6 protein-coding genes and 1 pseudogene are annotated in these 12,148 nt (G+C 67.7%); 4 read left to right on the forward strand and 3 right to left on the reverse strand.

Annotated features, from left to right (window positions below):
- Positions 1-239: pseudogene (locus ACYQ2W_RS23515) on the forward strand (hypothetical protein); the annotation flags it as partial.
- A 346-nt stretch (positions 240-585) separates the two neighbouring features.
- On the opposite strand, the gene ACYQ2W_RS23520 reads toward ACYQ2W_RS23515, so the two are convergent.
- Entirely contained in the window at positions 586-2,754 is a 2,169-nt protein-coding gene (locus ACYQ2W_RS23520; protein ID WP_459872944.1) for a dihydrolipoyl dehydrogenase family protein, read from the reverse strand.
- A gap of 297 nt (positions 2,755-3,051) precedes the next feature.
- On the opposite strand from ACYQ2W_RS23520, the gene ACYQ2W_RS23525 reads away from it, so the two are divergent.
- Both ACYQ2W_RS23525 and ACYQ2W_RS23530 read left to right on the forward strand, forming a co-directional pair.
- The gene (locus tag ACYQ2W_RS23525; RefSeq protein WP_459872946.1) at positions 3,052-5,472 is read left to right on the forward strand and encodes a sensor domain-containing protein; all 2,421 of its coding nucleotides are present in this window, start codon (positions 3,052-3,054) and stop codon (positions 5,470-5,472) included.
- Positions 5,473-5,956: 484 nt separating this feature from the next.
- A complete protein-coding gene (locus tag ACYQ2W_RS23530; protein WP_459872948.1) occupies positions 5,957-7,153 on the forward strand; it encodes an ammonium transporter in 1,197 nt (398 codons plus the stop codon).
- A gap of 358 nt (positions 7,154-7,511) precedes the next feature.
- On the opposite strand, the gene ACYQ2W_RS23535 is transcribed toward ACYQ2W_RS23530, so the two are convergent.
- Positions 7,512-8,783 (reverse strand): diguanylate cyclase, encoded by a 1,272-nt coding sequence (locus ACYQ2W_RS23535; protein ID WP_459872950.1) that lies wholly within the window; start codon positions 8,781-8,783, stop codon positions 7,512-7,514.
- Positions 8,784-8,855: 72 nt separating this feature from the next.
- Positions 8,856-9,368: a SixA phosphatase family protein gene (locus ACYQ2W_RS23540; protein ID WP_459872952.1), complete on the reverse strand. Its 513-nt coding sequence runs from the start codon at positions 9,366-9,368 to the stop codon at positions 8,856-8,858.
- Between the two features lie 269 nt (positions 9,369-9,637).
- On the opposite strand from ACYQ2W_RS23540, the gene ACYQ2W_RS23545 reads away from it, so the two are divergent.
- Positions 9,638-12,106 (forward strand): bacteriohemerythrin, encoded by a 2,469-nt coding sequence (locus ACYQ2W_RS23545; RefSeq protein ID WP_459872954.1) that lies wholly within the window; start codon positions 9,638-9,640, stop codon positions 12,104-12,106.
- The last annotated feature ends 42 nt before the right edge of the window (positions 12,107-12,148 follow it).

The raw sequence follows: 12,148 nt of genomic DNA on the forward strand, positions 1-12,148 counted from the left end.
CCGCGATGGTGCGAAGTGCCATGCCTACAGGAATCCTGCGGGGGGTGGAGGTCGGTCAACTGATCGAGCCGGCTCCCGGTGGCCTGGAGGTCCATCGTCCCGCGTTGCGCCAACCGGTCTTGGAGGAGCGTCGCCACACGGAAGAGGAGTCGGTCCCCATGAAGAGTCTGGCCGCTGCCCTCTTCCGGTTGGAGAACGGTTGCTCCCCCAATGTCATTGAGTTGACAACAGCTCTCTGAATGTAGAGCGGATCAGCGATCGCGTAATCCGCAAGAATCGGGGCGGATTCCGGCGTAGGTGCCTTCGTTCCCGGCGGATTACGCTGTCGCTAATCCGCCCTACGGGTAACTAAACGACATTCCGCTCCCCTGCCGACGTGCTACAGGCGGTTCGTGCCCTGCGCGGTTGGCTCGGCGCCCCCGGAGCAGACCCGCATTCGCAGCTCCTTTGTCATCTGGATCGGCCGGCGCCTTTCCGATTGCCTTGGCCCTGAGGAGCAGATACCGCCGGACAAAGGTCCTTTCACCTTTCACCTTTCACCTTTCACCTTTCACCTTTCACCTTTCACCTTTCACCTTTCACCTTTCACCTTTCACCTTTCACCTTCTCCCCTCCCCGCCGCCACCGGTGATACCCCTCCAACACCCGCAACACCCGCTCCGGTGCATGGGCGCGGCGCCAGTTGCCGGCGGCGTATTTGTTCGCCTCGCTCCAGGTGGGGTAGGGGTGGATGGTGGCGAGGATCTTGTTCAGCCCCAGGCGGTGGCGCATGGCGGTGACGAATTCGCCGATCAGCTCGCCGGCGTGGGGGCCGGCGATGGTGGCGCCGAGGATGCGGTCGCGGCCGGGGACGGTGAGCACCTTGACCAAGCCGTCGGCCGCCCCGTCGGCGATGGCGCGGTCCAGCTCGGCGAGGTCGAAGGTGGTCACTTCATAGGGGATGCCGCGGGCCCGCGCCTCCTCCTCGTTGAGGCCGACCCGGGCGATCTCCGGGTCGCTGTAGGTGACCCGGGGGATCACCGAGTAGTCGGCGCGGAACCGTTTCCACGGGCTGAACAGGGCGTTGACCGCGGCATACCACGCCTGGTGGGCGGCGGTGTGGGTGAACTGGAAGGGGCCGGCGACGTCGCCGCAGACGTAGAGGTTGGGCAGGCGGGTGCGCAGGAAGGGGTCGTTGGCCACGGTGCCGCCGGGGGCGAGGGTCACCCCCAGCGCCTCCAGGCCGAACCCCGCCACGTTGGCCCGCCGGCCGAGGGCGATCAGCAGCCGGTCGTAGGGGACGCGTACCGTCTCCTCGCCCGCTGCGCAGACCACCGCCCGGTTCCCTTCCTCCCCCTCGATGCGCCGGGCGGCGTGGCCGGTGAGCACCCTCATCCCCTCCGCCTCGAAGCGTTCGCGCAGTTGTGCGGAAAACTCCGGGTCCTCCTTCGGCAGCAGCCGCGGGCCGCGCTGGATCAGGGTGACCTGCGAGCCCAGCCGCTGGAAGCACTGGGCCAGCTCGCAGCCGATCGGGCCGCCGCCGAGCACCGCCAGCCGTGCTGGCCGCTCGCGCAACCCCCACAGGGTGTCGGAGGTGAGGTAGCCGCTCCCCTCCAGCCCCGGCAGCGGCGGCACCGCCGGGCGGGCGCCGGTGGCGACGACGATGGCGCGGGTGGTCAGTATCCGCTCCCCCACCGCCACCTCCCATGGGCTGCGGATCACCGCCTCGCCCTGGATCACCTCCACGCCGAGGCCGGTGTAGCGCTCCACCGAGTCGTGGGGGGCCACCTGGCCGACCACCCGCTGCACCCGCTCCATCACCTCGGCGAAATCGAACTTCACCTCGGCGCGCTTCAGCCCGAGGGTCTCGGCCCGCCGCGCCTCGGCGAGGAAGCGGGCGGTGCGGATCAGCGCCTTGCTCGGTACGCAGCCGGTGTTGAGGCAGTCGCCGCCCATCCGCTCGCGCTCGATCAGCGCCACCTTCGCCTTCACCGCGGCGGCGATGTAGGCGCTGACCAGCCCGGCGGCGCCGCCGCCGATCACCACCAGGTTGTGGTCGAAGCGTCGCGGCCGGGTGAAACCACGGTAGGCGCGCCGCCCCTTCAACCAATCCACGATCCGTTTGGCGGCCAGCGGGAAGAGACCGAGCAGGGCGAAGGAGGCGATCAGCCCCGGCGAGAGCACGCCGGAGAGCGAGCTGAGCTGACCCAGCTGGGTGCCGGCGTTGACGTAGACCAGGGTCCCCGGGAGCATGCCGATCTGGCTGACCACGAAGAAGCGCCAGGTACGGATCGACGTCACCCCCATGGCGAGATTGATCAGGAAAAAGGGGAAGATCGGGATCAGCCGCAGGGTGAAGAGATAGAAGGCACCCTCCCGCTCGATGCCGGCGTTGATCGTCGCCAGCCGCTCGCGGAAGCGCTCCTGCACGTAGTCGCGGGCGAGGAAGCGGGCCACCAGGAAGGCCAGCGTCGCGCCGATGGTGCTGGCGAACGAGACCGCCAGCGCACCCATCCCGAGTCCGAGCACCGCCGCGCCGGCCAGGGTCATCACCGTGGCGCCCGGCAGCGAGAGGGCGGTGACCGCGATGTAGAGCGCCATGTAGCCGGCGACGAAGGCGGCCGGCCGGGTGTGGTAGAGCTCCAGCAGCCGCCCGCGCTGGGCCTGGAGCTGTTCCAGGGTGAGCCAGTGGCCCACATCGAGGGCGAAGAAGAGCGCCACCGCGGCGGCGATCAGGGCGAGCAGGAGCAGGCGGGAGAGGTGGCGTCGGTTCATCGTGCGGGTTCCGTGGGTGGGCGTTCGTGCCGCGGGTGCGGGTGTTTGCTGTAGGTACTCCGAAACGGCGTCGACGGATTCATCGATGGCGGGGACGTGGGGGAATGGTAGGGAAATCGGCCGCCCCGCTGTAGCGCGAATTCCCCCGGCCGGTCCCGCGGCGGATCGGATGCCTGTCCCGCGGGCGCGGCGGGCCGCATGTGGTCCGATTCTCAACCGGCGTAGTCGGTTTATTTCTCCCGATCGAAAGAGTATTTTCAGCGACTTGTCCTTATGCCTCGCCCGTGGAGCGCTTCCGTGACCCGTCCGGTACCCCCGCTACGTCTCGACTCCCCCCACGCCATCCCGCAGCTGCTGTTCGCCGAGATGAACGACGGCGTGGTGGTGGTGGATGTCAGCGGGGTCATCGTCGACTGTAACCCGGCGTTCCACCGGCGGCTCGGCTACGAGAAGGAGGAGCTGCTCGGGCGCAGCGTGCTCGACCTCGATACGGCGGAGTTCGCCGCCCTCGTGCCGGAACGCACGAAAGAGGTGATGGCGCGGGGGCTAGCGACCTTCGAGAGCGCCTACCAGAGCAAGGACGGGTCGGTGTTGCCGGTGGAGGTGAGTGCCCGCTTGTGTCAGGTTGACGGCGGGATCGTCTTCTTCGGCGTGGTGCGCGACATCACTGAACGCAAGCGCTTCGAGGCGCGCCTGAAGGAGGGGCTGGAGCTCTACGAGGCGGCGATCAGCACCCCGGGGCTCGGTTTCTGGGCGGTGGGCGCCGGCGGGCGGCTGATGGAGGTCAACGACGCCTACGTGCGCCAGTCCGGCTACCGCCGCGACGAGCTGCTGACGATGAGTGTCCCCGACCTGGAGGCGCTGGAGAGCGCCGCCGATACCACCGCCCACCTGGAGCAGATCCGCCGCGACGGCTTCGCCCGCTTCCGCACCGCCCATCGGCGCAAGGACGGCACGGTGTGGCCGGTGGAGGTGGTCACCACCTACGCCGAGGTGCGCGGCGGGCGCTACTTCGCCTTCTTCGAGGACATCACCGAGAAGGTCGACCAGGAGAATCGGCTGGAACTGGCCGCACGGGTCTTCGAGACCATGGACCAGGCGGTGGTGGTGACCGATGCCGACAACCGGATCGTCTCGATCAACCCGGCCACCTCGCGGATCACCGGTTATCTCCCCGAGGAGGTGATCGGGCAGGACCCCAAGATCTTCGCCTCCGGTCGCCACGGCGCCGATTTCTACCGTGAACTGTGGGAGTCCCTGCTGCGGACCGACCACTGGGAGGGGGAGATCTGGGACCGGCGCAAGGACGGCGGGGTCTACCTCAAGTGGCTCACCATCAACGCCATCCGCAACCCCCGCGGCGAGGTGGTCCACTACGTCTCGGTGTTCTCCGACATCACCGAGCGCAAGCGGACCGAGGAGCTGATCTGGCGCCAAGCCAACTTCGACTCCCTCACCGGGCTGGCCAACCGCATCCACTTCCACAACCAGCTGCATCAGCAGCTGGAGCAGTGCCGCCGCTCGGCGAAGTCGCTGGCCCTGATGTACCTGGACCTGGACGGCTTCAAGGACGTCAACGACACCCTCGGCCACGCCGCCGGCGACCAGTTGCTGGTGGAGGTGGCGCGCCGGCTGGAGGAGCGCGCGCGGCGCTCCGACACCGTCGCCCGCCTCGGCGGCGACGAATTCACCCTGCTGATCGGCGACTTCGAACAGCCGGCGCGGGTCGGCTCCCTGGCCGAGCAGATCCTCGAGGTGCTGCACCAACCCTTCCACATCGCCGAGCGGCAGATCCACATCGGCGCCAGCATCGGCATCGCCCTCTACCCGGAGGACGGGGCGACGGTGGAGGAGATCAGCAAGCACGCCGACCTGGCCATGTACCAGTCCAAGGGCAGCGGCCGCAACACCTTCCGCTTCTTCCGCCCGGAGATGAACGCCAGCGCCAACCACCGCCTGGCACTGATCCACGACCTCCACCGGGCGGTGCGCGAGAACGCCTTCGAACTCCACTACCAGCCCAAGTTCCGCATCGCCGACGGACGGATGATCGGCATGGAGGCGCTGATCCGCTGGCCGCGGGAGGGGGAGGCGCCGATCTCCCCGGCGCACTTCATCCCCTGCGCCGAGGAGACCGGGCTGATCCTGCCCATCGGCAAATGGGTGCTCACCGAGGCGTGTCGCCGCACCGCCGGGTGGAACCGCCGCTTCGGGGCCGATCTGCGGGTGGCGGTCAACCTCTCGGCGCGCCAATTGCGCGACGCACGGATCGTCGACGAGATCATGACGATCCTCGGCGAGACCGGGGTGGCGCCGGGCCAACTGGAGCTGGAGATCACCGAGAGCATGCTGATGGCCGACGTGGAGCAGGCGATCGCGGTGATGAAGGCCCTGCGCGGCCACGGCATATCGATCGCCATCGACGACTTCGGTACCGGCTACTCCTCGCTCAACTACCTCAAGCGCTTCCCCATCACCACCTTGAAGATCGACCAGTCGTTCATCCGCGAGCTCACCGAGGACTCCGACGATGCGGCCATCGTCCGCGCGGTGATCGCCCTTGGCCAGAGCCTGGAGCTGGACGTGGTGGCCGAGGGGGTGGAGAGCGCCGGGCAGCTCGACTTCCTGCTGCGCCACCACTGCCACGCCGCCCAGGGCTACCACCTCGCCCGGCCGCTGCCGGCCGAGCGCTTCGAGGCGCTGCTCGGCGCCAACTGATATTCCATCTGTCTGAAGTGTTTGGGCCGCCCGTTTGAATACGCAGGCGTTGTGTATCGTTTGCCTGTCCTGAGTGGGTTTGTCAGCGGCTGTTTCGTTCGACACGGCGCCCGCAGGGCGCCCTATAGGGTGCCCTGCGGGCGCCGTGTCGAGCGAAGGCACACCCCTAAAGGCACGGGAAGAGAGTGGGGTGGAAACCAACGCGCTCTTCTTGTCCTTCGTATAGAAAAGCACCCTCCATCAAGGCAACCGGGCATCTCGGCTGGCACACGCTTCCGGGATTCCACTGTCCGAAGCCGTCGTAGTTCTTCGTGTTTTGCATGCGCAAATATGGGGCAACTAATGGTGGATATGCACGTAAATTGTGCAATCGCATCAATTGGGGGCGGGAGCTATTTTCATAATCCCATGAAATGTAATGTTGTGGTGCGTGTGGCGTGATTCGTGCTTCCTTTGGGCGCAATTTTTCGCGGAGGAAGCATCAGTGCAGAGTTTGCAGTCCGGTATCGACGTCCTGTTCGTCCTGTTGGGCGCCATCATGGTGCTCGCCATGCACGCCGGTTTCGCCTTTCTGGAGGTGGGGACCGTGCGCAAGAAGAACCAGGTCAACGCCCTGGTGAAGATCATCACCGACTTTTCGGCGTCCACCATCGCCTATTTCTTCATCGGTTATGCGGTGGCCTACGGGGTCGGTTTCCTCGATCCGGCGCCGGTGCTCAGCGAGCGCAACGGCTATGAGCTGGTGAAGTTCTTCTTCCTGCTCACCTTCGCCGCGGCGATCCCGGCGATCGTCTCCGGCGGCATCGCCGAGCGGGCCCGCTTCTGGCCGCAGCTCACCGCCACCTTCGTCGTGGTGGCGCTGGTCTACCCGCTGTTCGAGGGGATCTCCTGGAACGGCAACTACGGCGTCCAGGGGTGGATCGAGTCGACCTTCGGCGCACCGTTCCATGACTTCGCCGGCTCCGTGGTGGTCCACGCGGTGGGCGGCTGGATCGCGCTCGCCGCGGTACTGCTGCTCGGGCCGCGCCATGGCCGTTACGGCAAGGACGGCGCGTGCTACGCCCACCCGCCGTCGAACATCCCCTTCCTCGCCCTCGGCGCCTGGATCCTCACCGTCGGCTGGTTCGGCTTCAACGTGATGTCCGCCCAGGCGGTGGAGGGGATCAGCGGGCTGGTGGCGGTCAACTCGCTGATGGCGATGGTCGGCGGCATCCTCGCCGCGCTGGTGGTCGGCCGGAACGACCCCGGCTTCATCCACAACGGCCCGCTGGCCGGCCTGGTGGCGGTGTGCGCCGGCTCCGACCTGATGCACCCGCTGGGGGCGCTGGTCACCGGGGTGGTCGCCGGCGCGATGTTCGTCTGGCTCTTCACCGTGGTGCAGAACCGCTGGCGGATCGACGACGTGCTCGGCGTCTGGCCGCTGCACGGGCTGTGCGGCGCCTGGGGTGGCATCGCCGCCGGGATCTTCGGTCTGAAGGGGCTGGGGGGAATGGGCGGCGTCTCCTTCGGTGGCCAGTTGGTCGGCACCCTGCTCGGAGTGGCGATCGCCCTGGTCGGCGGCTTCGTGGTCTACGGCCTGATCCGCGCGGCGATGGGTGGTTTGCGCCTCACCCAGGAGGAGGAGTTCGAGGGGGCCGACCTGACCATTCACCGCATCTCCGCCACGCCGCCGAATGATTGAGGCGGGGAGAGGGAGACGTCACCGCAGATCGGCGCTACCGCCCCGGCCTGCGGTTTGGGTCTCGTACCCACGCTCTGCGTGGAAACGTCTTTTTTTGATGCTCTGCGTCGTGTTGAACGGAGGGCGGGCGTGGTCGATTGGTGTGCTGTTCGGCAGGACGCAGAGCGTCCGGGGTTGTGGGTTACGACGCGGAGCGTCGTAACCAGGACGCGGAGCGTCGTAACCAGGGGCGCAAAGTGGTCGATGGATCAAATCGCGTGTTCCGAAAAAAAGGGCCGGCATGTCGGAGACGTGCCGGCCCTTTTTCTTACGCTTTGCGCCTTCGCGCCTTTGCGTGGGATGTTCTCTTTTCTCCAGCTCACACCGGGCGTTCGAAGGCCTCGACGGGGGTACTGCCGATCACGCGGTTGCGGCCCTCCTCCTTGGCACGGTAGAGGTTGGCGTCGGCCCGCTTGAGCATGGCATCGAGATTGTCTTCCAGCTCATGGGCCAGCCCGATGCTGACGGTGAAAGGGAAACGGTGATCGTCGTAGTTCACCGGCGTGCTCTCCACGGTGCGGCGGAAGGCCTCCAGGCGGGTCGCCGCCATCTCCGGCAGCCCCTCCATCAGCACGCAGAACTCCTCGCCGCCGAAGCGCGCCACCAGTTCGTCGGGAAAGGCGTCGTTGAGCAGCCCGGCCATGTGGCGCAGGGCGGCATCGCCGCCGTCGTGGCCCTGGCTGTCGTTGACCTTCTTGAAGAAGTCGATGTCGATCATCGCCAGATTGAGCGGGGTGTCCAGCTCCTTCGCCTGCTCGTAGCGGCACATCCCGTGGTTGAAGAAGTAGCGGCGGTTGTGCAGCTTGGTCAGGTAGTCGCGGTTGGCCGCGTCGCGGATCTCCTCGATCCGCTCGAAGATCTCCAGGTTCTGGTTGACCCGGCAGAGTAGCTCCTCGTAGCCGAAGGGCTTGATCATGAAGTCGTTGGCGCCGCTTTTCAGGAAGCGCGCCGAGAGGCGGTTGTCGCTGCTGCTGGAGAGTCCGATGATGGCCAGCTGATCCTTGCTGTGGGTGGCGCGCAGTTTCTGGGTCAGCTCGAAGCCGTCCATCTCCGGCATGTGATAGTCGGTGATGATCAGGCGGATGTCGGGGTGGGCATGGAAGAGCGACAGCGCCTGCCGGTCGTCGGCCGCGGTATACACCTTGAGGCACTGTACCTCCAGCTGATGCTGGATCACCGCCAGGGCGCTCGGCGAGTCGTCCACCGCCAGCACCTTGATCGAGCGGTTGCGGTGGATCCGGCCGACCAGCCCGCAGGCGTACTGGTAGGCGGAGAGGTCGTTCTTGACCACGTAATCGACCACCCCGAGGGCGGTCATCCGCTTGCGCAGCTCGTCGCCGTAGAAGCCGGTGAGCACGACGATCGGGATGCCGGTCGCCTGCAGCAGTGGGACCACCTCGCCGTTGGGGGCGTCGGGGAGGTTGAGGTCGAGCAGCGCCGCGGTGAAGCGCTGCGGATTGTCGCCGACGATCAACTTCGCCTCGGCGCGGCTGTGGGCGACGTGGACCTCGAATCCCCAGGTGCTCTCGATCAGCGCCTTGGCCATGTTGGCCAGGGCGTGGTTGTCTTCGACGACCAGAACGTGCGTCATGTCATTTTCTAATTGTTGTTATCTGTCTTCGAAGGGGGCGGTCGGCGCCGTCCGGCAGTCGTTGGTCGGTTCTTACCCGCCACCGATTCTACGAAGTTGCGCCGCCGAAAGCGACCAGCGCAGGGTGGCGCAGCCGGGGTGGATCGGCGGGGAGACGTCGAGGGCACAGGCGGCGCCCTTCTTCATCGGTGCGAAACCGGGGACGCTGCCGCAGAGCAGCCAGCTGACCAGATCGCCCAGGTCCGGTTCGTGGCCGACAAGCGCGATGGCGCCACCCACCAGCCCTTCCCGCGACAGCCGTTCGGCCAGTCGCCGCGGGGGGGAGCCGGGGACCAGTTCGTGGACCTCCAGGCGGCGGGCGTCGGGGTAGCCGGCGGCGATCTCGTCGGCGGTCTGGCGGGCCCGCGTCAGGGGGCTGGCGAGGATGGCGTCGAGGGTCGGCTGCTCGCGCTTCAGGCCGGGCAGGGCGGCGCGCAGGCGCTGGCGCCCCTCGTCGGTCAGCGGGCGCTCGCCGTCGGGGCGACCGCTTTCGGCGAACACCTCGCGTTCCTCGGCGCGGCCGTGGCGGATGATGATCAGCTCCATCGCTGGGGGCTCCTCTCGTTGTTGGGGAAAACCATTGGCAATCATCGGGATATACGCAGGGTGGGCTCCTGGTTTTCTATGGATATTTGACGGGTTCTTCCTCTAGTGTAGGGCGGCGCTCGACCATTGGGTGCCCCCCGAAGGGGAGGGGCCGGCGTCGAGGTCCGTACTCTCCAGGGGGTAATCCCCACGACGGGACCGCTCGGATGGTCCCATGAATGATAACGAACGATCCGGGACCGGTTACGCACCATATGAGGGACCCGCCGATGTCGCACAAAATCTCGATCCGCGCCCTGGTCTGGGGCGGCTTCTCCCTTCTCATCGTCGCCTTCGGCGCCTCCGCCCTCAACACCCTGTTCAGCCTGATGCGCATCAACCAGCAGGCGGGCGGGATGGTGGAGCGGATCCAGCCGGCGATCGTCGCCTCCGGGGCGATCGGCTCCGCCCTCAATCGCGCCACCGGTGCCCTGGGTTACTACCTGCTCTCCAAGGAGCCGATGCACAAGGAGGAGTGCCTCTCGGCCCTGGCGGAGGCGGAGCGCCAGCTCTCCGCCCTGCGCGGGATGGTCTCCACCGACGGCGAGAGCGCCCGCCTGCTCGACGGCATCACCGCCGACGTGGAGCGCTTCAAGGGCTACCAGGGGCGGATGTTTGAGCTGGCGGGCGACGAGCTGAAGAACCTGCCGGCGCTCGCCTTCTCGGCCCGCAACATCAACCCGCTGAACCAGCAGATCCAGCAGAACCTCACCCAGATGATCCTCTCCGAGCAGGAGGAGAACGTCTCGGCGGAGCGGGCGCCGCTGGCCAATACCCTGCACGCCCTGCGCTACAGCTGGGCGAACTTGGTCAACGCGGTGCGCGCCTACCTCTCGTTCCGCTCGGAATCCACCCTCAAGGAGGTGGCCCAGAACCGCGAGAACATCGGCGCGCTGCTGGAGCGGCTGCGTGGCCACCAGGCGCTGCTCACCCTCGACCAGGAGGACTCCCTGGCGCAGCTGGATCGGCTGGTGCCGGAGTACTTCAAGGCGGTGGCGCGGATGGTGGAGATCCACTCCGGCGAGCAGTGGCGCACCGACGCCTATCTGGTGCGCAAGGAGCTGGGACCGCTGCTGGAGAAGGTGGAGGGACGGCTGTCGGAGCTGATGGCGGTGCAGCAGCGGCGGGCGGCGGCGATCGGCAAGGGGCTGCTGGCCACCGGCGACCGTACCATCGAAGTGGTGATCGCCACCCTGGTGGTGAGCCTGCTGGTGGGGGTGGTGGTGATGGTGGTGACCGGCAGCCGGATCAACCGGATGATCGAGCTGCTGCGCGACAAGTTCCGCGAGATCGCCGATGGCGACCTCACCGCGCGGATGGAGGAGGGGCTGGGCGGTGAGCTGGGGCAGATCGCCGGCTCCTTCAACGGCTTCGTGGCCAAGTTGCAGGATGCCATCGGCCGGGTCTCACGGGTCAGCAATCAGGTCTCCAGTTCGGCGGCGGAGATCTACCTGAGCGCCGACGACTCCTCCCAGGACACCGTTCGCCAGTCCGCCCAGGCGGCGGAGATGGCCTCGGCGATGTCGCAGATGAGCGTCTCCATCGCCGAGGTGGCGCGCAACGCCGGCGAGGTCTCGGCCGCGGCCGGCCGGGCGGTGGAGCTGGCCGGGCGGGGCAATGCCGCGGTGGAGCGGGCACGGGAGGGGATGGATGCGATCCGCGCCGGTGCCGACGAGTCGGCGCGGGTGATCGCCGGGCTCGGCGAGAAGTCCGCCGAGATCGGTGAGATTGCCCGGGTGATCAACGAGATCGCCGACCAGACCAACCTGCTGGCACTGAATGCGGCGATCGAGGCGGCGCGGGCCGGCGAGCAGGGGCGCGGCTTCGCGGTGGTCGCCGACGAGGTGCGCACCCTGGCGGAGAAGACCGCCAAGGCCACCGAGGAGATCAGCGCCACCATCCAGGCGATCCAGCAGGGCACCGACCACTCCATGGTGGCGATGGGGCGCGCCGCGGAGGGCGTTGAGGAGGGGGTGCGGCTGATCCACCAGGCGGGCGACGCGCTGCGCGAGATCGTCGCCACCAGCGAGGGGGTGGCGGCGCGCACCGGGACCATCGCCGCGGCGATCGAGGAGCAGTCGGCCACCTCCGGCCAGATGAGCGGCAGCATCGACGAGCTGGCCGGGGTGGCCCGCCACCTGGCCGCGGCCAGCGAGCGCAACGCGCAGGTCTCCGAGGGGCTGTCGCGGGAGATCGCCAACGAGCTGGAGGCGATCATGGGCCAGTTCCGCACCGGGCATGGCGACGGCGGGGGGATGTCCGTCGCCGTGTTGGAGCGGCGGCTCTCCGGGGTGGCGCCGGCGGTGGAGTGGAGCGCCAGCCTGGAGACCGGCATCGCCGCCATCGACGAACAGCACCGGCGGCTGGTGGTGCTGATCAACCGCCTCAACGCCGCCCTCAAGCAGGACCTGGGGGCGCAGGTGGTGGGGGACGTGCTGGAGCAGTTGTGCGACTACACCAAGACCCACTTCCGCGACGAGGAGGCGGCGATGGCCCGCGCCGGCTACCACGACCCCGACCATCTGCGGCTGCACGGCGAGTTCGTCCGCCAGGTGGAGGAGGGGATCGAACGCTACCGTTCCGGCGAGCGGGGTCACGGGATGCAACTGCTCAACCTGCTCTCCACCTGGCTGGTGAAGCATATCCGCGGGACCGACATGCAGTATGTGCCGGCGTTGCGGGGGCAGGGGGAGGCTTAGGGCGGCTTCAGGCTTCAGCGGAGGGGCGGCCAAGGTCGCCCC

This window comes from Endothiovibrio diazotrophicus (genome assembly GCF_054657215.1).

Excerpts from the sequence above, each read along its gene's own strand:
- ACYQ2W_RS23535 (WP_459872950.1), bottom strand. The coding sequence starts at position 8,783 with ATGACGCACGTTCTGGTCGTCGAAGACAACCACGCCCTGGCCAACATG.
- ACYQ2W_RS23540 (WP_459872952.1), bottom strand. The coding sequence starts at position 9,368 with ATGGAGCTGATCATCATCCGCCACGGCCGCGCCGAGGAACGCGAGGTG.
- ACYQ2W_RS23520 (WP_459872944.1), bottom strand. The coding sequence starts at position 2,754 with ATGAACCGACGCCACCTCTCCCGCCTGCTCCTGCTCGCCCTGATCGCC.
- ACYQ2W_RS23545 (WP_459872954.1), top strand. The coding sequence starts at position 9,638 with ATGTCGCACAAAATCTCGATCCGCGCCCTGGTCTGGGGCGGCTTCTCC.